The following is a 22,337-nucleotide window of genomic DNA, read 5'->3' as shown; positions in this document are numbered from 1 at the left end:
CGTGACCGATACAGGACCCGCGCCGACACACAGGGACGACCACGACGTGGTCGTCGTCGGTGGCGGGCCGGCTGCTCGGCAGGGTGTGCTGGGCCCGCGAGGGGCTCGACACGGTGGTCTTCGACCCCGGGTACTCGTCGGTCCAGCGGTGCGCCTGTCTGGAGAACGACCCCGGCTTCCCCGCGGGCATCGACATCGAAAGACCGACTCCGAGTGGTTCCAGCGCGTCCGCGAGGCGCCATCGACGGCGTACTGTCCTCGTACGTGTCATCCGAGGATGTCGGTACCCGGGCGAGCGCCGAGCAGGAAACACTGGCGGCACAGCTGGACGTGGAACGTATCCTCGCCGGCGTGGGGTGCCGAAACGCTGCTCGACCACCTCGACGACCAGCGGGTCGTCGCTCGCAGCCGGGAACTACGGGCGGAACGGCAACAGCCAGACGGCTGACCGGGGGTGGGTATCCGGTCGGCTCTCGGACCCGACCGACGTCGCGGATGCGAGAACCGGAATTACTATGTTGTTTTAGGTGGGCCTAAAGCGCGTGACCAACGAGTCCAGAGAGCGCGAGACACCGACACGGCGCGACTGTATCAAGTACGGCGGAGCCGTCGTCGGCGGCGGCCTGCTCGCGGGGTGTACGGCCGAGAGCGACGACGGGTCGACGTCGACGCCAACGACGACGGCGACGACCGCATCGACCACTCCGAGCGCCGCCACCAAGGAGTCCTCGACCGAGTCGGACAGTTCGTTCGAGGTGTGCATGGAGCCGAACGGCTGTCACACGTTCGACGCCGTCCCCGAGGAGTTCGTCGTCTACCACCAGGGGCCGGTGGACATGATGATCTCGCTGGGGCAGTTCGACGGGCTGGTCGCGTCGGCGTTCCCCTCGACGTTCCCGACGCAGTACTTCGACCAGCTCCCCGGCGTCTCGGTCGACATGGCGGACGTCACCGCGCTGAGCGAGGACGGAACTCCCGACAAGGAGCTGTTCTACGAACTCGACGTGGACGCTCACCTTATCGGACACCACCCCGCGATGGAGTACTTCGAGTTCGAGGAGTCGGACGTCGCGGAACTGGAGGCGAACGTCGCACCGTTCCACGGTAGCTGGATGCGGCGGCCGGACTACACCGACGGACACCCGTACTACGGACTGTACGAGGGACTCGACAAGTACGCGGAGGTGTTCCAGGTCCAGGCTCGGGGGGAGGCGTTCCGCTCGCTGCACGACGAACTGGTCGCGGACCTCACCAGCCAGTTCCCGTCCGTCGAGGAACGGCCCACGGTCGCGTATCTGAATACCAACTACTGGGACGACGGGAAGACCGTCTACGTCCGCGACCCGACCGTGTCGGGGTATCAGACGAAGCCGCTTCGTGACCTCGACATCCCGGACCACGACCCGTTCGCCGGCCAGTACCCCGCGGAGCGCAACTTCATCGAGGGCGACTACGAACTGCTGCTCGACGTCGACCCGGAGGTAATCGTCTACCACGCCGGGATGAACGTGATCCGAAACCCGGAGAAGAGCTTCGAGGAGGACATCCTCGGGCCGTTGCGCGACGACCCGGTCGCGAGCGAGGTGACGGCCATCGCGGAGGGACGGGTGTACCCGTACCACGAGTTCGAGCAGGGGCCGGTGCTGAACCTGTTCAACATCGAACTCCTCGCGAAGGCGCTCTACCCCGACCAGTTCGGCGAGCCGACCGGGATGGAGGCACCGCCCGAGGCGGAACGGCTGTTCGACCGCCAGCGGGTCGCGGACATCGTCAGGGGGGAGAGCTGAACGATGTCGACCACGACGCCAGCGGACGTGGTCGTCGTCGGAGGCGGCGTCGCGGGCCTCACGACAGCCGTCTTCACGGCTCGTCACGGCCTGGACACGCTCGTGCTGGATTCGGGCGAGTCGATCCTCCGTCGGAACGCACACCTCGAGAACTTCCCCGGCTTTCCCACGGGCGTGAACGCTCGCCACCTGCTCGACCTCCTGCGCGAACAGGCCGAAAACGCGGGGGCACAGCGCCACGAGACGGTCGTGACCCGGGTGAGCGAAGCAGCGGACGGCTTCGCCGTCGAGGTCGCCACCGGCGAACACTACCGCGCCCGGTACGTGGTCGCCGCGACGAAGAACACGACCGAGTACCTCGCAGACGTGGACGGGGTCGGCATCATCGACCGGGGGAAGCCGTTCGTCGACACCGACGAACGCGGGCGGACCGGTGTAGAAGGGCTGTACGCGGCCGGTCGTCTCGCCGAGAAACCGCACCAGGCAGTCGTCTGTGCTGGCCACGGCGCCGAAGTCGCGGTCACGATTCTGGAAGACGACGACCGCCCCTTCTACCACGACTGGGTCGCGCCGGAGGGCTACTTCACCGACCGCGGGCGCGACCTCCCGCCGGGGTGTGAAGAGATCAGCGAGGAGGAGCGTCGTCGACGCGAGGAGGAGTCTCGAGAGACGATGCGGTCGCGCTTCGCCGACCCCCACCCCGACGAGCAGGTCACACACCCCAGCCTGCGAGACGACGCCGAGTAGTCTCGCCGTCCGGGTGGCGAGGCGACGGTCTGCGCGTCGAACGTCGCGACGCGGGGCGAGTCGCGCTGTTCGCTCGCCGCCGGGCACAGCGTTTATCCGGTCACCCGCGAAGAGGCGAACGATGCCCCGCGCACCGCTCGAACGACCCCCCATCGGTCGGCCTCCCGTCCCGACCGACCGTCGTCGCCGATGACCACCCCTCCCGACCAGACCGGCGGGGTCTCCCCCGCAGCGGCGTTCTCCCGACTGGCGAACGAGACGCGAGTCGCCATCCTCCGTGCGCTGGGTGAGAGCGGCGAGCGGGACCCGCGTCGGTTCCCGTACAAACCGTTCGACACCGACGACCCGGAGGGGCTGTCGTACTCGGAACTGCGTGCGCGGGCCGACGTGAACGACAGCGGGCGGTTCAACTACCACCTCGGGAAACTCCTCGACGTCTTCGTCGAGCAGTCGGGCGACACCTACCGGCTGTCGTGGCTCGGCGTCCTCGCGTTCCGCTTCGTCGTCGCCGGCGTCCTCCACGACCAGGTCACGCTCGAGCCCTTCGAGACCGATTCGGCGTGCGGGGAGTGTGGGACCCCGCTCGAGGCGTCGTACCCACGCGGACGGCTGTTCGTCCTCGAGTGTCCCGATTGTAGTTGTCGCGTCGCCGGCGTCGACATCCCGACACACGCCGTCCGGAACCGGTCGCGCGCGGAGTTGCTCCGCGTCGTCGACAAGCGGCAACGCGCACAGCTTTCGCTCCTCCGCGACGGCATCTGCTACTGGTGCGCCGGTCGGGTCGACGGGGCGGTCCACCGGCTCCCGTCCGGAACGGTCGACGGCGTCCGACGGACCCAGCCGGTCGTCACGCTCCTGTGTCGCGACTGCGGCGGGGTCCGGTTCCCTTCGGTCGGGTCGGTGGTCGCCACGGACCCGCGCGTTGGGGCGTTCCTGGTCCAGCACACGACGGACGACGCCGACGACCGGTTCTGCTGGGAGTGGCCGTTCACCACCGCGTCCGACGCGGTGACGCTCCAGTCGACGGACCCGCTCGTGCTGACGGTTGACGTCGTCGCCGAGGACGATGCCCGACTCGCGGTGACTGTCGACGAGACGGGGACGGTCGCCGGCGTCGAGCGTCGGTGAAGGTGTCGAACGCGACGACCCCGAGCGTCGTCAAAGTCGGAGTGAGGCGTCGTGGGACCGGACAGCACCGACACGCCGAATCAGAAAACACTTCAGGAGAACGGCCATCGGTCCGGGTATGCCCTCCAGCGTACTCGTCCAGTCGGGCGGTGCCGGCGTTGTCGCACTGCTGTTCGCGGTGCTCGCCTTCGTCGTCACGGTGGCGATGATCGTGTGGACGTACAAGGACGCCAAGAAGAACAGTCCCCACCCGGCCTTCCTGTGGGCCATCGTCGTCTTCCTCGCACCGCTCCTGGGTCTCGTCCTATACTTCCTACTCGGGCGTGACGTCTGAAGCCGCTGTCGACCCGGCGTTCGCTCGGACCATCTGGTCCCTTCGTCTCCCGCTCCTCTCACCTCGAGTAGCGACGCCGTAACCGGTGCCCCCGAGCGCGAGGACGAACGGGCCGGTGCCTTCGAGTACCTCACATTGTCTGTCGGCTGTCGCTGTCACCCGTAGCGGGGGCGGTCCGATTGACCGGCGAGCGAGGTCCAGCAGCGGCAGTGTGCCGACGGTCGCACCGAGGGGTTGTACGCTCTCGACCGTGCACAGGTGACCGCCTCGCGGGAGTCACAGCGTCCCGGGGGGTGACTGGGACCGAGCGGTCGGCGACCGTTAGCTCACCGGTTCGACCACTGCCCGTCCGAGCCGAATCCGTGTCACGGGCGACCATCGGACGCTCGGTGGTATGAGTCCACGGGGAGGACCCCACGCGCCGAGAACGACCCGGGAGGGCTAACCCGGTCGCCGGTCGACAGATGTCATGGGAGGCCGAACCGGCCGACGCGACGTGGTGGTCGATGTGGTCGCCGCGACACTCGTGCTCACGAGGGACGCTGCACTGCCCCGAAGACGAGAGACCGACCGCAGAGGGGTCCCCGCGAAACGTCCCGCCCGAGTCCGGGTCGTCTCCCGACGAATCGCGCGACTCTCCATCGTCCACAGGCGAGGTCCCGAGGCCGTGTCAGACCACGGTTCGGAGGTCGAGCAGGACGTACTGACGCGGTGGCGGCGGGAGACGCATGAGGGCCACTGAGGACGGGGCGGAGCCTGGCGGCCTCGTGGCCACCCGTCGCGAGAGCGTCAGCCTGTGGGGCTACGTCGGCATCTACCTGGGGTGGGCGTGGCTCTTCTGGGGCGTGATACTCCTCTCGGGGCAGAGCGTCTGGACGTTCCCGAACGTCCTCCTGTTCTACCTCGGGTCGCTGAGCCCGCTGCTCGGGGGCATCGTGATGATTCGCCGGTCCGAGGGCACGGCCGGGCTCCGGCGACTGTGGGACCGAATCGGTAACCCTCGTCGAATCGGGCCTCGCTGGTACGTAGTGATCCTCCTGCTGTATCCCAGTCTCACGGTGGTCGCAGGCGGACTCGCCGTCCTGGCGGGCGCGACGACACAGCCGTTCGACCCCGCCTCGACGGTTCGACGGCTCACGAACCCACTGAGCCTCGTCGCGTTCTTCGGCTTCACCGTCGGAGCGGGACTGGTCGAGGAGACTGGCTCGACCGGATACTTCCTCGACCGGCTGATGTCCATCTGGAGTCCGGTGGCGGCGGGCGTCGTCAGCGGCGTCGTCTGGGCGAGCTGGCACGTCCCTCTGTTCCTGATGGAGGGGTACTACAGCCAGGCCTCGTTCCAGCCGGTCGTCTGGCGGTTCTTCGCCACGTTCGTGTTCCTCGAGACGCTCTACGCGTGGATATTACGACCACACCGACCGGAGCGTCCTCGCCGCCGTCCTGTTCCACCTGATGATCAATCTCTCGGGCGAACTGCTCGCACCGTCGCAGGTCGTCCGCTGGTACACGTTCGTCCTGCTCGTGGCCGTGACGGCCGGTGTCGCGTTCTGGCGACGGCGCGGACCGCTCGGCGCGGCCGGCTGACCGCACCAGACGTCCGCGGTTCCGTCCCCGGTGGCCGACCGAGAGCGAGTCCGGGGACTGGACTGGCACCCGTTCGTGCCCCGGACCGTGTCTTGTTCACCGGTTATGTTCAGTAGTTGTGTTCACTGCTGAACAGTGTGTCGCACGGCGAGAGCGGGGGAGTTCGAGCGACAGTGTGTCCAATCTGTTTTGTTAATTTACCCAGTGTAGCGCGAGAGTACACCACCGGACTCCGTCGGGCGTGTCACAGACGCTCGCGCCGGGCGGGTCGACGGCGGAGCACTGGAAGAGGAAAATCCACTCGTCGTACCGGTGGATGCCGTGGATAGACCCCCTCGGACCGAGTGACCGTCCGCGCTCCGACGAAGAGGAGGATGCGACCCTGCTCCGTTTTCCGTTGGGGCTACCAGTAGTTACAGAAGTCATTACATCCATCAGCGAGTGTGGTTCCCTCCGAAAGGGGCCACGGAACGGGAGACGGTCGCCGCTCGCGACGTCGGCCACACCGGAGGGTCGTCCGTCCGAACGCGGGTCGGGATGGAGAAGCAGGGAGAGTGACCCAGGACGGTCGGGTGATGCGAACAGGTCCCCCGTTCGTGTGGCCGTACGGACGTCGGTGCCGCCGGTGACGCGGCAACCGGTGCCGTGTCGGGCAGTGGACTGGGGAGGCGGTGGGGAGAGGCGCTGGCCCGCGAGGGCGGTATCGGCGTCGAGCGCCGGGTCGAGCGGTGAGACGACGTCGGCGACCGTCTCCCGACGAGCGGTGTCGGCCGGGTCCGGACGGTGAGACCCCTCGCGACGGGCGGCCCACACATACAGGTAGGGCCGTTCCGTACCCCGACGCGAGATGTACGAACGCGTCTGGACCGTCCGCTTCTCGGACACCGACATGCACGGCATCGCTCACTACCCCCGCATCGTGGATGCGGTCCACGAGACGTCGGACATGTTCATGCAGGAGATCGGCTGGCCGTACTGGCGGACACACGAGGAGGAGGGGTACGGTCTGCCACTCGTGGAGGCGAACTTCGAGTTCGAGCGGCCACTCCACGGCGGCGACGAGGTCACGGTCGGGTTGACGCCCGACCTCGGGAACCGGAGCGTCCGGTTCACCTACGAGGCGCGCGTCGAGGGCGACCTGTCGTTCAGCGCGTACGAACAGCGGGTCTGTCAGGCGACGGGGGCGGAGGGGGCGATGCCGATTCCCGACGCGCTCCGCGAGGCGATGGAACCGTACGCCGCCGACTGACCCGACGCCGTCTCTTCGGCGGCAACCGCGAGCTGTCTCCCCCTGTCATGGTAAACGTTATCCCGTCCGGGTCGTGACGTACTCGCATGGCGAGAGAGTCCGACCTCGCAGAGAGGGCCGCGTCGGCCGACGGACTGCCCGACCCACACGACATCGTCGCGAAGGACGAGGAGATTCCCGTCGGGGAGCTGTTCGACGACGCGTTCATGCGGGAGTACACGGCGTTCGCGACGTTCGACGAGATGGTCGCTGCGAGCCCTTCGGACGCCACTAGCGCGGACGACCTCGAGCTGGTCGCGGAGGGGACCTGGGACGCGTTCGTCGCCGAGACCACCGACTTCGGAGACGAGGAGGAACTGGTGTTCGCGGCCATCGACGAGTGGGTCGCCGACCGGCTCGGAGTGTGAACGTGACTCTCCCTCTCGGGGGCCTGCGTGACGCCCTGACCGACACCGACACGACCACGACTGCTGACCCCACCAACCATGACCACCACGTGCGTGCGACAGACGGAGGACAGCGACGATGAGTGACGCGAACACCGCTCCCGTGCTGATTGCGGGGGCCGGCCCCGTCGGCATGACGACGGCCCTCGCGCTCCACGCCCGGGGCGTCCCAGCGACGATTCTGGAAGCCGACTCGGCAGACAGAGACCGGTCGGGGAGTCGCGCCATCTACGTCCACGGGACGACGCTGCACACGCTCGAACGCGTCCACCCGGGACTGGGCGAGCGGATGGTCGAGGAGGGCCTCGTCTGGCCGACGCGACACACCAAGTGGCGCGGGAAGGACGTGTTCGAGCGGACGTACGACAATCCCGGCGGGAAGGGGACGTTCCCCCACTTCACCAGCCTCCCGCAGGAGCGGACCGAGGACTTCATGCACGAGGCACTGGCCGAAGCCGGCATCGAGATTCACTGGGACGCGGCCGTCGAAACCGTCGAGTCGGGGCCCGAAGGCGTCCGTGTCGTGACCAGCGACGGCCGCGAGTGGGAGACGCCGTACCTCGTGGGAGCCGACGGGGGCGGCTCCACGGTGCGAAAAGAGATCGGCGCACAGTTCGAGGGTGACCAGTCGAAGAACTCCTTCATCATCGCCGACGTCGACGAGGTGGAAGAGGACCCGCTCCCGCTGGAGCGACTGTTCCACTACGACGACCCGAAGGTGGGGGGCCGGAACGTGATGCTCGTCCCCTTTACCGGCGGGTGGCGCCTCGACATCCAGTGTCTCGAGGGCGACGACCCCGACGAACTCTGCAGCGACGAGAACATGCGGGAGTTCACGCGACGTATCATGGGCGAGCGGTACGCCGACAACGTCACGTGGGTGTCGAGCTACAAGTTCCTCCAGGTGATGGCGGACAGGTTCGTCGACGAACACCGCCGCGTCCTCCTCGCGGGGGAGGCCGCGCACCTCCTCGCGCCGTTCGGTGCCCGCGGGATGAACTCCGGTGTCGCCGACGCCGACGAGGCCGCCTCGGCCATCGCCGTCGCCTACCGCGCTCGCGAGGACGCCGTCGCCCGCGACGAGGTGGAACTGTACGCCGCCCGCCGCGAGAAGGCCGCCGAGTACAACCTCGACGCCGCCGGACAGGCGCTCGAGTACCTCCAGGGGGAGAACCCCGCGACGGTCCTGCGGAAGGAGGCGGCCGCCTCCCTGGCGGACTACTTCGAGGTGGCCGGTGAGTATCTCGACGACGCCCCGTACGGCCCGCACGACGCCCCGCCCATCGTCTCCACGGGGAACTACTGAAGTCGCCGGACGCGACGCCGACACACCCAGCCACTCCCGCCTTCTCGGTCGGGTCGGACTCGTCTCACGGCCGTACGGTGTCCCGTCGTTCCGTGATGCATCGCTGCGTTCGGCGTCGCGTCACCGTCGGTCGGAGAAGTCTAAGTTTCGACGACGACCGAGAGAGCGTCCCCGTCGCCTCGGTACCCCGCTCCTCGGCCTGTCCCGACGAAAGCACGCGTCGGACGCCGAACGTCCCGTTCGGTCAGACAGAACGAGGCGTGTGTGACAGTGCCACACGGCTCGAGGACGAAACGAACGTCTGTGGGACTGTCCGGCTTCACAGTTCGGGAACGCGGCCCTCCGCAGTGACTGCTCCAGTCGTCCTCGGCAGTTCTTCCGGGGTCGGAGACGAGCGACTGCACAGACGTGTGTTCGTTCACACCGAACGAAGCGTGAGGAATCGCCACCGCGCTGAGAGTGGCCTTCCCGGGCGTCGGGCGCCCGCAGTCGGGGACCCACGACCTCGGCCTTACACGCGTACCTCTGTAACGCTCGCCCGACTACGTGAGAGCGGCACGACGTGTGGTTCGGTCACAGCGAACACATTCGGGGAGAGCGGGTCCCGGCGTAGTAAATCAACGTTCGTTACAGACGCGGCTCGAACGGGATGCCGGGGTCCCTCCGCTCGCCGGACGAACTGTTCGGTGTCGCCGAACAACACTGTTTTGTATCCGACGCACGACCCGTCTCTATGACGAACGACCATTCGGGTTCCGCGCGCGGGGTGAAGTCGGACGAGACGCTGGTGGAGATTCTCGCACACCTCCGCGAGGTGGACGGCGCGGGGGTGACCGACATCGCGACCCACCTAGGACTCGCGAAGAGTACCGTCCACGACCACCTGTCGACGATGGTCGACCACGGCTTCGTCGTGAAACGCGGCAGTACCTACCGTCTCGGACTGGAGTTCTTCGGCTACGGCCAGTACGTGCGGGCGGGGTTCGACGTGTACGAGGCGGCCAAACCAGTCGTCGACGAACTCGCCGACACGACCGACGAGATGGTGTGGCTGACTGTCCACCAGCGCGGACAGATCATGTACCTCTACGGCCACGCCGGCGACACGAACGTCAACGAGAACGCGCTCCTCGGGTCGTGGACGTACATGCACTGTAACTCGAGCGGGAAGGCCATCCTCGCACACCTCCCGAGAGAGGACGTCGAGTACGCCATCGACCGGTACGGGCTGCCGGCGCGGACGGAGAACACCATCACCGACCGCGACGAACTGTTCGCCGAACTCGAACGGATTCGCGAGCGCGGATACGCGCTCAACCTGGGCGAGGACCTCGCCGGCATCCACGCCGTCTCGGTCCCCCTCCGGTACGAGGAGAGGGTCCGGGGCGCGCTGGCGTTCGCCGGGCCGGCCCACCGCGTCACCCGCGAGCGGTGTGAGTCGGAACTGGTCGAGCGACTGATGGCCTCGGCGAACGACGTTGAGTTGAACCTCGCGTATCGGTGACTCGGCGTGTCGGTGGCCCGGGCGTTCCGTCGCCCGTTTCGACAGCCCGTGGTGGACGAAATCCTCGTGACCAGTACTGTTATTACCAGCCGAGGTAACGGTCGAGGTACGTCACTCAGAATCATGAACTTCAGAGACGCGTTCGCCCGGACGGTCCGGGTTCACGGGTCGGACACCGCGATCGTCACGGACGACGGTCGGTCGTTCACCTACGCGGCGTTCGACGAGCGGAGCGTCCGACTGGCGAACGCACTCACCGAGCGGGTCGATGACGCCCCGGTGGCCGTCCTGGCGCTGAACGGCCCCGCGGCGGCGGAGTCGCTGGTCGCCGGGCACAAGCGCGGGGTGCCGAACGTCCAGCTCCCGTTCCGGGGGAAGCCGGGCGAACTCGTGCGGATGGCGGAGACGGCGGGGGCACGGGCGCTCGTCTTCGACGACGCGAACGCCGAGACGGCCGCCGAGATGCTCGATGCGGGCGAGTTCGACGTCGCCCTCCACGCCGCCGACCCGGACGCCCCGGACGACACCAGTGCGCTCGCCGTCGACGCCGACGTCGTCGAGTCTTACGAGGTGGCGCTCGCGGACGCGTCGACGGTAGAGCCGCCGGCTCCCGACCCGGAGGCCAAGACGAACGTCTTCTACACGAGTGGGACGACGAGCGTCCCGAAGGCCGTCGCGTTCGACAGCCACCAGATGTGGCTCGGCGCCTACCAGGGCGTGATGGAGCACGGCATCCAGCCGACGGACACGGCTATCGTGACCTCGCCGTGGTACCACATGGTCACGAGCGACGCCTGGCTCTACCCCCACTGGCTCGCCGGCGCGCGGACCGTCCTGCACTCGGCGTTCGACCCGGAGGAGGTGCTCCAGCTCGTCGAGGAGCACGCCGCGACCGGCCTCCTCGCCGTCCCGACGCAACTGGAGGCGCTCACTGCCGTCCAGGCCGAAGCGGAGTACGACACCGGGAGCCTCAGATACGTCCGAACCGGCGGCGCCGTCGTCACGGAGGAACTCGTCGAGAAGACCACGACACACCTCGCCGAGGGCCTCTACAACACGTACGGGATGACGGAGGGGGGCCCGAACCTGACGTTCGCCCACCCCTCGGTCCAGGAGGACCACCCCGGAACCGTCGGGAAGGAGTCGTTCGCCTGGGAACTCCGGGTGGTCGAGTCGGTCCCGCTCGAACAGGACCCCGACCCGGAAGCGACCGTCAACGCGGGTGAGCGTGGCGAAGTCATCGCCCGCGGGCCGGGCGTCCCCGACGGGTACATCGACAACCCCGAGGCGGAGGAGAAGAGCTTCTTCGACGAGTGGCTCCGGACCAGAGACGTCGCCCGGGTCGACGAGGACGGCTTCCTCTACGTCGTCGACCGCGTCGACAACATGTTCATCAGCGGCGGGGAGAACATCTTCCCCGGCGAGGTGGAGACCGTCCTCGAAGAACATACGGCCGTCGAGGAGGCGCTCGTCGTCGGCCTCGACGACGAGTACTGGGGGAAGAAGGTCGCCGCCGTCGTTGTCGTCGACGGCGACTCCGGTATCGACTCGGACGATTTCGACCGCCACTGCCGGGAGCACGACCGCCTGGCGAACTACAAGCGCCCCCGGGTCTACGCCGTCCGGACCGGCCCGCTTCCGAAGACCGACACGGGCACCGTCGAGCGCGAGCGGGTCGTCGCCGACCACTTCTCTTGACTGGCGAGTCGACCACTTCTCTTGACTGGCGAGTCGACCACTTCTCTTGACTGGCGAGTCGACCACGAACGGGGCTGTCAGGGGTGTTCCGGAAGGGGCACTCGACGTCGGGTCGTCGGGAGCGTCTCGCGGCCACCGGGTGGACGCTCGGGTCGGACCGGCCGACGCGCTCGTGTCGGCGGAGCCGGGGGGAGGAGCCGTCGAAAAGGCTTTGACGGTCTTCGGAGAACTCCGAGGCGTGAACGTCGCGCGCCTGTTCGAGCCCAGGAGTATCGCGGTGGTCGGTGCCTCGAAGACCGAGGGAAAGATCGGTCACGAGGCGATGGCGAACGCCAGTTCGTTCGACGGGCCGGTCTACCCGGTCAACCCCTCGGCGGACGGGTCGCTGTTCGGCGAACCGTTCGTCGCGTCGGTCGGGGACGTCGACGACACGGTCGACCTGGCGCTCTGCTGTGTGCCCGCGGGGGTCGTCCCGGACGTCGTCGCGGAGTGTGGCGCCGCCGGGGTCGGCGGGGTGGTCGTCTACTCCGGCGGGTTCGCCGAGGCCGGCGACGAGGGGGCGGCGCTGCAGCGTCGACTCGTCGAGCGCGCGGCCGCCCACGACGTCGCCGTGCTGGGCCCGAACACGAGCGGCTTCGTCGACCCGCGCCGTGAGCTGTACGCGTCGTTCGCCGGTGGCGTCGAGCAGTTCCGCCCCGGTGACGTCGCCATCGTCGCACAGAGCGGGGGTATCGCCCACCAGCTCGCGTTCGGCGCGCTCCGCGAGGGGCGCGGCGTCTCCGCGATGGTCGGCCTCGGGAACCGCGCGAACGTCGGCTTCGAGGAAGTCGTCGCGCACTTCGACGCGGACGCCGGGACGGACGCCATCGTCCTCCACGTCGAGGGCACCGACGACGGCCGGGCGCTGTTGGAGACGTGTCGGGCCGCCGAGACGCCGGTCGTCGCCTACAAGGTCGGTCGGGAGGACGTCGGCGCGTTCGCCGAGTCCCACACGGGCGCGCTCACGGGCGACCACGCGCTCTACACGGCCGGCTTCCACCAGTACGGCGTCCCGACTGTCGAGTCGACCACGGCGCTCTTCGACGCCGGGACCGCCCTCGCGGCGTGTCCGCCCCCGTCGGGACCGAACGTCGGCGTCGTGACCGCACAGGCCGGTCCCGGCATCGTCGTCGCCGACCTGCTCCAGCAGCGTGGGGCGACGCTCCCTCCGCTGACCGACGAGACGAGAGCGCGCGTCGAGGCGGTCCTCCCCGGCATCACGTACGCGGGCAACCCGGTCGACACGGGCCGACCAATGCCCGCGTTCGGTGACGTGGTGACGGCCGTCGCCGAGGACGACCACGTCGACGTCGTCCTCGTGTACGAACTGTTCGAGGGCGCGCTCGGCTTCCCGACCGAGTCGCTCGACGGCCTCGCCGACCGGGTCGGGAAGCCGGTGCTGTTCGCGACCGAGGGCCCGCCCGACGAGATGGCCGACGACGTCGCGGCGCTTCGCGAGGCAGGAGTGCCCGTGTTCACTACCCCCGAGCGGGGGGCGGAGACGGCGGCCCTCCTCGCGCGGTACGGGGAGATGACCACGGAGGTGAGCGCCGATGTCTGAGGCGGCCCCCATCGCCGCCGCGCGCCGGGCGGGCCGGACGGTGCTGACGGAGGCGGAGTCGAAGACGCTCCTGTCCGAGGTGGGCATCGAGACGCCCACGTTCGCTGTCGCGTCGGATTCGGCGGCCGCCGTCGAGGCGGCCGCGGACCTCGGTTATCCCGTGGTAGTGAAGGTTTCCGCGCCCGCAGTCACGCACAAGAGCGAGTGGGCCGACGGTGCGGGCGTCGCCATCGGTCTCGACTCGCCGGAGGCCGTCGAGGCGGCGGCGGATCGAATCTTCGCGGCTGCGAGCGCGGCCGGCGTCGACGTCGACGTCCTCGTCGAGGAGGCGCGGGACGTCGACCGGGGGACAGAGGTCATCGTCGGCGGCCTGCGCGACCCCTCGTTCGGTCCCGTCGTGCTGGCGGGCCTCGGCGGCGTCTTCACCGAGGTGTACGAGGACACGACCCACCGCATCGCGCCGGTCGACCGGCGGGAGGCCCGCAGCGCGCTCGAAGAACTCAGGGCCACTCGCCTGCTCACGGGCTACCGGGGTCGGGAGGCGGCGGACCTGGACGCGCTGGCGGCCGTCGTCGAGCGGGTCGGTGACCTCGTCGTCGAGTACGACGCCGTGCGCGAAGTCGACATCAACCCCGTCCTGGCAACGGGTGGCGGAGCGGTCGCCCTCGACGCCCTGGTCGTCCTCACAGACGACGAGGACGAGGACGGCGCGTGAGCGTCGCTGTCGCTGCAAGTGACGGCGACGATCCCCTCTCGGGACCTTCCGACGACACGCTTTTGAGACTGCCACCGCCACGTACAGGCATGGCCGAGTTCGAGAACCCGTACGCGTCGGCGGACCCGTTCGTGAAGGCCCACTTCGACTGTCTCGACTGTGGCGGGAAGCTCTGGGAGTACGCCATCCAGAAGCAGATGGTGTGTGAGGACTGCCGCGCCGTGTTCCCTTCGAGCCAGATATTCGACGCACAGGTGTGAGAGTGCCGTCGCCCCGACCGCGCCCCCGTCCGGCCCCCCAGTACACTTAACATCGTTCTGTGCGAACGATTGTGTATGGCTACCGAAGAGCCCGAGGACCTCTTGGAGTTGAGCACAGACACGCGGAGCATCCTCGAGGAGCACGGGCTCCGCCCCCTCTGGGAGGTCGAGGACGACTTCGGGAACGTCATCGACGACCTGCAGGCGGACGTCTGGAAGTGGGCGGACATCAAGACGGCCATCGACGCCATCGAGGACGACGTCCCCATCGCCGACCTCCCGCCGGGCTTCCAGCGGCGGGTGACGGTCCCCATCAACACCGCGCTCGGGAACGCCATCTCGAACACCATCTACGTGGGCGTCCAGACCGTCTCGCCCGGCGAGACCGCCCCCGCTCACCGGCACGGGGCGAACGCCCTCCGCTTCACCATCGACGGCCACGAGGACATGAAGACCGTCGTCGCGGGCGAGGAGTTCCCGATGCGGGACAACGACCTCGTCACGACCCCGCAGTGGGAGTGGCACGACCACGTCAACGACTCCGACGAGACGGCCGCGTGGCTCGACGTCCTCGACCTCCCGCTCATCCTCGACTCGCTCAACGCGCGCAACGTCTTCGAGAACCACGAACTCGAACGACAGCCGGTGACCAAGACGCAGGGGTACTGGGACTCCCAGTACGGCCGCGCTCGGCCCGAAGACGAGGCGAAGGACGGGTCCATCCCGGGCCCGTTCCAGGGCATCCGCGACCCGACGCCGCCGTACCGGTTCGGGTGGGAGGAAACGGTCGAAACGCTCCGCCAGCGGGCCGACAACGACGACCCGGACCCCCACGACGGCTACAGCCTCGCGTACGTCAACCCCAACGCGGGCAAGCCGCCGCTGTTCCCCACCATGTCGTTCCGCGCGCAGCTCCTGCAGGAGGCGACCGACCCCCACTTCCACAACGCCACCGAGGTGTACTTCGTCATCGAGGGCGAGGGGGCGACCCACGTCGACGGCGAGGCCCTCGAGTGGGGCAAGTGGGACATCTTCTGCGTCCCGCCGGACGCGGCCCACCACCACGAACCCGACGGCGACGAGGCCATCCTGCTGGGGATGAGCGACCGCCCGGTGTTCGAGGCGTTCAACTTCTACGCCGAGGCCGAACCGTCGTCGTAATCCCTGCGCTCTACCGGGACGCGGCGGTTCCGCTCGTGGCCGCCCGAGGTCCCCGGGACGGGAGCGGTCGTCCAGTGCGCAGTACAGCGACTGCACGTGTCGGTGCGTGTGGTCCGCGCAGTGAGACGACTACTCCTGCCCGCCCTTCCGCACGTCGACGTCGGCGAACCGGACGTCCCGTCCGGTGACGTCGACGGTCATCTCGCCCACGTTCTCGATGCGCGCGTCGATAGTGTCCCCATCGGAAAGGGCGCTGACGCCCTCGGGCGTCCCCGTCGTGACGACGTCGCCCGCCTCGAGAGTGGTGCCGATAGAGGCGTACTGGACGACGTCGGCGCAGGTGTACACCATGTCGTTCGTGTTCTCGTCCTGGCGGCGCTCGCCGTTCAGGTCGAGTTCCATCTGGAGGGTCTGGGGGTCGCCCACCTCGTCGGGGGTGGCGACGCACGGGCCGACCACGGTGAAGGTGTCGTACGACTTCCGGTTCGAGCGGTCCTGGTCGCCCCGGACCGAGATGTCGAGCAGGACGGTGTAGCCGAAGATGTGGTCCCACGCCTCCTCGGCGGAGACGTCCTTGACGTCCGAGCCCATCACGAACGCGAGTTCGACCTCGTGGTCGACCCGGCGGTCCGAGAAGGGGAGTTCGACGCCGTGGTCCGGGCCTACGACCGAGGAGGGCGCCTTCAGGAAGTAGCCCTTGTCCTCGATGGAGAACCACTCGTCGGTGGTGATGTCCCTGTCCGCGATGGCCTCTGCGATGTGGTTCTCGTAGTTCAGCGGGGCCGCGACGACCTTCCCCGGGCGGCGGACGGGCGCGCGGAGTTCCACCTCGTCACGGGTGTAGTCGGGGTCGGCGTCGGCGTACTCGCTCGCGTCGTCGTCGCTACGGAGGTACGCGAGGAGGGGGTCCCGGGCGTCGATTTCGAGGCGGTCGGTCAGGTCGACGATGCCGTCACCGTCGTCGGTGAGCAGTCCCAGGCGTCCCTCGTCGAAGTGGACGAATCGCATGCGAGTCACTGCGGAGAGCACCATGATAAATCACCGGTGTTCGAGAGCGTCACCGCGTCGTCGGCGGCCGGTGCGCGAGCGCGGAGCCGACCGTCCCCGGCCCGAAGCACCCGCCGTCCCGTGCGGGAGACGCTGGGGGGGAACTCAGCTCAGAACGGGAACTCTCTGGGCTCGTGCTGGAGCGAGATCCACTTCTTCTCCGTCACCTCGTCGAGGAAGTCGTCGGTGTTGTAGCCGCCGACGCCCGAGGCGCCCGTCCCGCTGAACGGGACGTGTGCCTCGTCGTTGATCGGCTGGTCGTTGACGTGGACCATCCCCGTCTCCAGACGCCGAGCGATACGCTTGCCGGCGCCGACGTCGCCGGCGTGGACCGACCCCGAGAGGCCGTACGCGGTGTCGTTGGCGAGTTCGACCGCCCGGTCCATGTCCGAGAAGGGAACGACGGGCGCGATGGGACCGAAGTGTTCGTTGCACGCCGCGGCCATGTCGTTCCTCACGCCCGAGAGCACGGTCGGTTCGACCACGAGCGAGTCGGCGACGCCGTCGAGTTCGACCGTGCCGCCGCCGGTTTCGAGGGTCGCGCCGGCCTCGACGGTCCGCTCGACGTAGTCGAGCATCTCGTCGCGCTGGGCCTCGTCGACGATGGGGCCGACGACGACGTGGTCGTGGGCGCTGCCGGCCGGGAGGTTCGCCGCGCGCTCGGTCAGCTTCTCGACGTACTCGTCGTAGACGCTCTCCTGGACGAGGTGGCGGTTGATGGAGATGCAGACCTGCCCCTGGTGGGCGAACGACCCGAACACGCCGGCGTCGACCGCTGCGTCGAGGTCCGCCTCGGCGGTGACGATGTGGGCGTTGTTGCCGCCGAGTTCCATCGCGGCCTCCGCGAGGTTCTCGCCCGCGGCGGCCGCCACTCGCCGACCGACTTCGGTCGACCCGGTGAACGCGACCACGTCGCTGTGGTCGTGGCTCGCGACGGCGTCACCGATTTCGGAGCCGTGGCCCGTGACGACGTTGAGGACGCCGTCGGGGAAGCCGGCCGCCTCGAACAGGCGTGCGAAGAGCAGGCCGCCGGTGATGGGCGTGTTCGTCGCCGGCTTCAACACGACGGTGTTGCCCGCGGCGACGGCGGGGACCACCGCTCTGGCCGAGAGGTTCAGCGGGAAGTTCCACGGCGAGATGACCGTGACGACCCCCTGGGGCACCCGCTCCACGACGTTCTCCTTCCCCGGAACGTTCGAGGGGGCGTGTTCGCCCTTCATCCGGCGGGGCATCGTCGCGGCCTCGGCGATCTGGTCCTCGGTGAGGTGGACGGACGTCTCACCCAGCCCCTCGACCTGACCCGCCTCGGTGGCCATGAGGTCGACGACCGCGTCGTGGTGGTCGTCGAAGAGGTCGAGCAGGTTCCGGACGAGTTCCTCCCGGCGGGCCGGCGGGGTCTCGGCCCACTCGGTCTGTGCTGCGGCGGCCGCCTCGTAGGCCGCGTCGACGTCCGCCTCCGTCCCGCGCGGGACGTGTGCGACCGCCTCACGCGTCGATGGGTCCTCGACGGCGATGGTGTCCCCACCACTCGCCTCGACCCACTCCCCGTCGACGTAGAGTCGTCCCCAGTCGGCGTCGATACTGAACCCTCCAGCGTCGGCTGTCTGCGCCATGTGTCAGCTAGTGACAAGAGTCTCTTCAAGCCTTCGGGTGCGGCAAGCCACCGAGGCACCCGTGCCTCTCGGTCGGCCCGACCCACCACTCACCCGATTCGACCGACAGATGCGGTCGGTTCTGTCGTCCCTCTGTATAGAAGTGTTTGGATTACTGTTCTTCGAACTGAAATCAGAAATGATTTTGTTTCCATAGGGCGCTAATTTTCGTTCTCAGTCGTGAAATTTGTCCAATTCTGCTCCGATACTCGGGTGAGTTGTACGAGTAGAACTATCGAAAGACGATGGCGAGTCGGGCGGCCGTCGACGCCCACTCCGAGTAGCGGGTGACCGGCGAATCGTCGCGTCGGTTCGCTTCCAGAACCGTTAAGGGGCGCATGGCGGAGCAGACACGTACGATGGTCCTCGACGGAGTGGTCCCCGACACGCCTCTCGCCGCCGTGCTCGTCATCGTCGTCGCGACGGGGTTCATCTGGGTCGGCAGCGGGTGGCTCGAGTCCTCGGCCGAGCGGCTCTCGGCGTACTACGGTCTCCCTGCAGTCGTGCAGGGGTCTGTGGTGGTGGCCGTCGGGTCGAGCTTTCCGGAACTCGCGAGCGTGGTCTTCACCGCCCTCGCGGGGACGTTCAACATGGGCGTTGGCGCCATCGTCGGCTCGGCCATCTTCAACATCCTCGTGATTCCGGCGCTGTCGGGCATGGCCACCGACGGTGAACTCGAGACCAACCGGACCCTCGTGTACAAGGAGGCGCAGTTCTACATGATCGCCGTCTCGGCCGTCGTCGTCACGTTCTCGCTCGCGGTCATCTACCTCCCCGTGCCCGACGGGCCGGCACTCAGAGGGGAACTCACGCGTCCCCTCGCGTTGCTGCCGCTCGGCCTCTACGGCCTCTACCTGTTCATCCAGTGGCAGGACGTCGCGGACCACGTCGCCGAGGTGGACGACGGGGTTGCGGTGGGCCGCGAGTGGGGCAAACTCGCCGCGAGCCTGGTCGTCATCCTCCTCGCCGTCGAACAGTTGGTGGGCGGAGTCGAAGTGCTCAACGCGGCGTTCGGCATCCCCGAGTTCCTCGCCGGCGTGACCATCATCGCGGCGGCGACCAGCCTACCCGACACGCTGGTGAGCGTCCGGTCGGCGCAGGCGAACAAGGGGGTCACCAGCCTCGGCAACGTCCTCGGGTCGAACACGTTCGACCTGCTCGTGGCGATTCCGGTGGGCGTGCTCATCGTCGGGAGCGTCCCCATCGACTTCGCCGTCGCCGTCCCGATGCTGGGCGTTTTGACGTTCGCCACCGTCCTGCTGTTCGCGTTCCTGCGGACCGACCTCTCGATAACCACCCTGGAGGCGTACACCCTGCTCTTCGCGTACCTCGTGTTCGTCGCCTGGGTCGTCGCCGAGACGGTCGGGGTGACGAACGTCATCCGGGGTGCTTGACCTGCCCGAACGGGCGATAACTCGTCCGTGCGTCACCCGAAAGAGCCAACTCTCCCGCCGACGACCCGACAGACGAATGCGAGATTTGCTCGAGTACGACGGCGTCTGCTTCGACATGGACGGCGTGCTCGTCCAGTCCGAGGCGTTCTGGGTCGACGAACAGCGCACCCACATCCTGCCCACGACCGCCCCGGACGACGACATCCCGGTGTCGGCCATCACCGGTCGGAACTACCGCGAGGTGTACGACGACCTGGTCGCCGAGTACGACGTCGCCGTCTCCCGGGCGGCGTTCGAGCGGCTGTTCGAGGAGGCCGGCGAACGTATCTACGGCGAGCAGGCCCGACTGCTCACGGGTGCGCACGACCTGTTGGCCGCGCTCCGGGAGAGAGACGTCCCGCTCGCGCTGACCACGTCGTCGCCGCACGACTGGATCGCCCTCGTGGACGACCGGTTCGACCTGCTGGCGCACTTCGATGCGGTCGTCAGTGCGGACGACGTCGACCGGGGGAAGCCGGCGCCGGACATCTACGAACGGGGCGCCGCGGAGATAGACGTCGAACCCGACCGCTGCGTCGCCGTCGAGGACTCGGCGTCCGGCGTGCAGGCCGCAGCGGCCGCCGGCCTCTACACGGTCGGGTTCCGTGGCGACGGCGACGACGCCGACCTGACAGGGGCCGACGACGTCGTCACCGGCGTCGACGAGTTGCGGCGGACGCTCGTCGACGAGTAGCGCCGCATCACGGCGGCCGACCCCGGACGGCGAACGTGGGTCGGCCCCAACGTATTCGACTCTCGGCCGGGAACGGGAGAGTATGCAGCCCTCCAGACGAGCCCTCCTGCGAGCGTCGGGCACTGCCGGCGTCGCCGTCATCGCCGGCTGTTCGACCGGCCTCGGCGGTGGGGTGGAACAGACGTCGACGCCAGTCTCGACACGCTCGACCCAGACCGAGTCCGACGCCGACTTCGAGATGCGGTTGTCGGGACCCGAGACAGAGCGGACCCTCTTCGACGCGGACGGCGTCGCGTCGGTCGGAGCGGTCCGCGACGCCTACGATGTTCCGCTGACGCTGACAGACGACGAGACGGCGGCCGTGAGCGAGACGTTCCGCGCGACCGGCGTAAGCGACGACCCCGACGCGTTCGAGGTGGTCGCGGTCCACGACGGCGAGCAGGTCAGTCGGTTCGGCGTCGCGCCCGGACTCGCCGAGGCCATCGCGGCCGGCGAGTGGGACGGTCGGCTTCGGGTGACGTTCGCCGAACGCGAGACGGCCGAGGACGTGCGGGAGACGCTCGCGGCGTGAGGCGACCGGGTCCGTCGACCGCTCCCCCTCGCGGTCCGCCGGACACGGGTTAGCCGCGCAGCGCCTCCACGGGTCGTTCGTTCGCCGCCCGCCACGCGGGGTAGGCGCCGGCGACGAGGCTCGTCCCCACGCCGAACGCCACCGCTCCGACGAGGTAACCGACCGCGGCGGGGCTGAACGCCAGCGGGTCGCCGAGGAACACCGCGTTCGCCACCATCGTGGCCGCGAGCGCGACGACGAGGCCGCCGCCCGCACCGATGGCACCGAGGAGAGCGGCCTCGGCCAGGAGAATCTCGACGATGTCGCGTCTCCGGTAGCCTACGGACCGCAGGACACCGATCTCTTCGCGGCGTTTGATGACGGCCATGAGCATCGTGTTCGTGATGGAGACGCCGGCCACCAGCAGCGAGATGCCGCCTAGCCCGACGAGGAAGACGTTGATGCCGTTGACGATGGATTTGAACAGCCGGACGAGCGACGTGAGTTCGAACACCAGGAGGCGGTCCTTCCGCCCGTTGAACCGCTCGCGGAGCGCGACGGCGACGCTCTCGGCCCGCTCGACCGACTCGGTCGTGACGCGGACCTGCTCGTAGCGGCGGTTCTCCGCCTCCTCGATGGGGAGGAACACCTCGCTGACCCCGAACGACTCCGTCGGTTCGAGGACGGCCACCACGCGGTACGCGCGTTCGGTCTCGGTCGCGTTCGCGCCGTCGCCCGACGACGCCACCAGCTTCAGCCGGTCGCCCGGCCGAATCCCGTGTTCCGCCGCGAACTCGTCGGAGACGACCGCCCGCTCGCGCCAGTTCGTCGGGAACTCGCCGGCCCCGATTTCGTACTGGACGCGCGGGTCGTCGAGATACGTGACGGACACGCTCTCGCGGCGGCCCGCGCGCTCGACGAACTCCATCGACTGTTCCTTCGTCGCGACGACGCCCGCGGGGCCGACGGTTTCCTCGATGGCGAGGAGGTCCTCGCGGTCGAAGGAGTCCTCAGCTTTGTCGGGGCCGGGCGAGACGAAGACGTTCGTCGCGCCCTGGCTCTGGACGCGGTCGAGTTGGCTCTGCTTGAACGCCGCGCCCCCCGCTCCGATGGTCCCGATGGCAACCACGCCGATGAGTATCGCCGCCGCAGCGAGCGCCGACCGGACCTTCGCACGCGAGACGTTCCGGCGGGCGATGACGAGTCGTGGGAACCGGCCGGCCAGACGGGACAGCCAGTTCATCCCGCGTCACCCCCGCTCGTGCCGTCGACGGTCATCAGTCCAGCGCCTCCACCGGCCGCTTGTTGGCCGCCTTCCACGCGGGGTACAGCCCCGCGACGAGCGCCGTGACGATACCGAAGGCGGCGCCGAGGCCGACGTACCGGAGTCCGTCGGTGGTGAACGCGAGCGGGTCGCCGATGAGCAGCTCGTTCGCCACCAT

At 68.6% G+C, this 22,337-nt stretch carries 20 protein-coding genes and 1 pseudogene; 18 read left to right on the top strand and 3 right to left on the bottom strand.

From position 1 onward, the window contains the following. Position 1: 1 nt before the first annotated feature. The 15 genes and pseudogenes from ACESK5_RS05500 to ACESK5_RS05430 all read left to right on the top strand — a co-directional run. Positions 2 to 200 (top strand): annotated as a pseudogene (locus ACESK5_RS05500) (thioredoxin reductase); the annotation flags it as partial. 342 nt (positions 201 to 542) lie between these two features. After that, positions 543 to 1,787 (top strand): ABC transporter substrate-binding protein, encoded by a 1,245-nt coding sequence (locus ACESK5_RS05495; protein WP_372910545.1) that lies wholly within the window; start codon positions 543 to 545, stop codon positions 1,785 to 1,787. Positions 1,788 to 1,790: 3 nt separating this feature from the next. Then, positions 1,791 to 2,534, top strand: coding sequence for an FAD-dependent oxidoreductase (locus tag ACESK5_RS05490; protein WP_372910544.1), 744 nt, complete (start codon positions 1,791 to 1,793; stop codon positions 2,532 to 2,534). Between the two features lie 189 nt (positions 2,535 to 2,723). Then, complete coding sequence (locus tag ACESK5_RS05485; protein WP_372910543.1) at positions 2,724 to 3,662, top strand: winged helix-turn-helix domain-containing protein; 939 nt, start codon at positions 2,724 to 2,726, stop codon at positions 3,660 to 3,662. A gap of 118 nt (positions 3,663 to 3,780) precedes the next feature. After that, positions 3,781 to 3,996 carry a PLDc N-terminal domain-containing protein gene (locus ACESK5_RS05480; RefSeq protein WP_372910542.1) on the top strand — a complete coding sequence of 72 codons (216 nt, stop codon included), beginning with the start codon at positions 3,781 to 3,783 and terminating at the stop codon, positions 3,994 to 3,996. 728 nt (positions 3,997 to 4,724) lie between these two features. Further along, a complete protein-coding gene (locus ACESK5_RS05475) occupies positions 4,725 to 5,696 on the top strand; it encodes a type II CAAX prenyl endopeptidase Rce1 family protein (protein ID WP_372910541.1) in 972 nt (323 codons plus the stop codon). A gap of 731 nt (positions 5,697 to 6,427) precedes the next feature. Further along, positions 6,428 to 6,829: an acyl-CoA thioesterase gene (locus ACESK5_RS05470; protein WP_372910540.1), complete on the top strand. Its 402-nt coding sequence runs from the start codon at positions 6,428 to 6,430 to the stop codon at positions 6,827 to 6,829. 86 nt (positions 6,830 to 6,915) lie between these two features. Further along, positions 6,916 to 7,236 (top strand): hypothetical protein, encoded by a 321-nt coding sequence (locus tag ACESK5_RS05465; RefSeq protein ID WP_372910539.1) that lies wholly within the window; start codon positions 6,916 to 6,918, stop codon positions 7,234 to 7,236. A 118-nt stretch (positions 7,237 to 7,354) separates the two neighbouring features. Next, positions 7,355 to 8,581 (top strand): FAD-dependent monooxygenase, encoded by a 1,227-nt coding sequence (locus tag ACESK5_RS05460; RefSeq protein WP_372910538.1) that lies wholly within the window; start codon positions 7,355 to 7,357, stop codon positions 8,579 to 8,581. A 733-nt stretch (positions 8,582 to 9,314) separates the two neighbouring features. Next, positions 9,315 to 10,085 carry an IclR family transcriptional regulator gene (locus tag ACESK5_RS05455; protein WP_372910537.1) on the top strand — a complete coding sequence of 257 codons (771 nt, stop codon included), beginning with the start codon at positions 9,315 to 9,317 and terminating at the stop codon, positions 10,083 to 10,085. A gap of 123 nt (positions 10,086 to 10,208) precedes the next feature. After that, positions 10,209 to 11,783, top strand: coding sequence for a class I adenylate-forming enzyme family protein (locus ACESK5_RS05450; protein WP_372910536.1), 1,575 nt, complete (start codon positions 10,209 to 10,211; stop codon positions 11,781 to 11,783). Positions 11,784 to 12,021: 238 nt separating this feature from the next. Next, positions 12,022 to 13,383, top strand: coding sequence for a CoA-binding protein (locus ACESK5_RS05445; protein ID WP_372910535.1), 1,362 nt, complete (start codon positions 12,022 to 12,024; stop codon positions 13,381 to 13,383). Further along, positions 13,376 to 14,098, top strand: a complete 723-nt coding sequence (locus tag ACESK5_RS05440; RefSeq protein WP_372910534.1) for an acetate--CoA ligase family protein — start codon at positions 13,376 to 13,378, stop codon at positions 14,096 to 14,098. The genes ACESK5_RS05445 and ACESK5_RS05440 overlap by 8 nt, the downstream gene beginning before the upstream one ends. 89 nt (positions 14,099 to 14,187) lie before the next feature. After that, positions 14,188 to 14,358: a hypothetical protein gene (locus ACESK5_RS05435; RefSeq protein WP_372910533.1), complete on the top strand. Its 171-nt coding sequence runs from the start codon at positions 14,188 to 14,190 to the stop codon at positions 14,356 to 14,358. 75 nt (positions 14,359 to 14,433) lie between these two features. Next, positions 14,434 to 15,519, top strand: a complete 1,086-nt coding sequence (locus ACESK5_RS05430; RefSeq protein WP_372910532.1) for a cupin domain-containing protein — start codon at positions 14,434 to 14,436, stop codon at positions 15,517 to 15,519. Positions 15,520 to 15,648: 129 nt separating this feature from the next. Here the strand turns inward: ACESK5_RS05430 and ACESK5_RS05425 are convergent, their stop codons facing one another. Then, positions 15,649 to 16,527 (bottom strand): fumarylacetoacetate hydrolase family protein, encoded by an 879-nt coding sequence (locus ACESK5_RS05425; RefSeq protein WP_372910531.1) that lies wholly within the window; start codon positions 16,525 to 16,527, stop codon positions 15,649 to 15,651. 149 nt (positions 16,528 to 16,676) lie between these two features. After that, positions 16,677 to 18,179, bottom strand: a complete 1,503-nt coding sequence (locus tag ACESK5_RS05420) for an aldehyde dehydrogenase family protein (protein WP_372910530.1) — start codon at positions 18,177 to 18,179, stop codon at positions 16,677 to 16,679. Positions 18,180 to 18,577: 398 nt separating this feature from the next. Here ACESK5_RS05420 and ACESK5_RS05415 point away from each other — a divergent pair, with 398 nt between their 5' ends. The 3 genes from ACESK5_RS05415 to ACESK5_RS05405 all read left to right on the top strand — a co-directional run bounded on the left by ACESK5_RS05415 (position 18,578) and on the right by ACESK5_RS05405 (position 20,916). Then, positions 18,578 to 19,612 carry a sodium:calcium antiporter gene (locus tag ACESK5_RS05415; protein WP_372910529.1) on the top strand — a complete coding sequence of 345 codons (1,035 nt, stop codon included), beginning with the start codon at positions 18,578 to 18,580 and terminating at the stop codon, positions 19,610 to 19,612. Between the two features lie 76 nt (positions 19,613 to 19,688). Continuing rightward, a complete protein-coding gene (locus tag ACESK5_RS05410; protein ID WP_372910528.1) occupies positions 19,689 to 20,345 on the top strand; it encodes an HAD family hydrolase in 657 nt (218 codons plus the stop codon). 82 nt (positions 20,346 to 20,427) lie between these two features. Continuing rightward, a complete protein-coding gene (locus ACESK5_RS05405; RefSeq protein WP_372910527.1) occupies positions 20,428 to 20,916 on the top strand; it encodes a hypothetical protein in 489 nt (162 codons plus the stop codon). 49 nt (positions 20,917 to 20,965) lie between these two features. Here the strand turns inward: ACESK5_RS05405 and ACESK5_RS05400 are convergent, their stop codons facing one another. After that, on the bottom strand, positions 20,966 to 22,138 hold the full coding sequence (locus ACESK5_RS05400) for an ABC transporter permease (protein ID WP_372910526.1): 1,173 nt from the start codon (positions 22,136 to 22,138) through the stop codon (positions 20,966 to 20,968). Positions 22,139 to 22,337: the final 199 nt, after the last annotated feature.

Origin of the sequence: Salinigranum sp. (genome assembly GCF_041641895.1) — an archaeon.
GTDB lineage: Archaea > Halobacteriota > Halobacteria > Halobacteriales > Haloferacaceae > Salinigranum.
The sequence above is the reverse complement of the archived record's forward strand: the minus strand, read 5'-3'. Positions and strand labels throughout refer to the sequence as shown.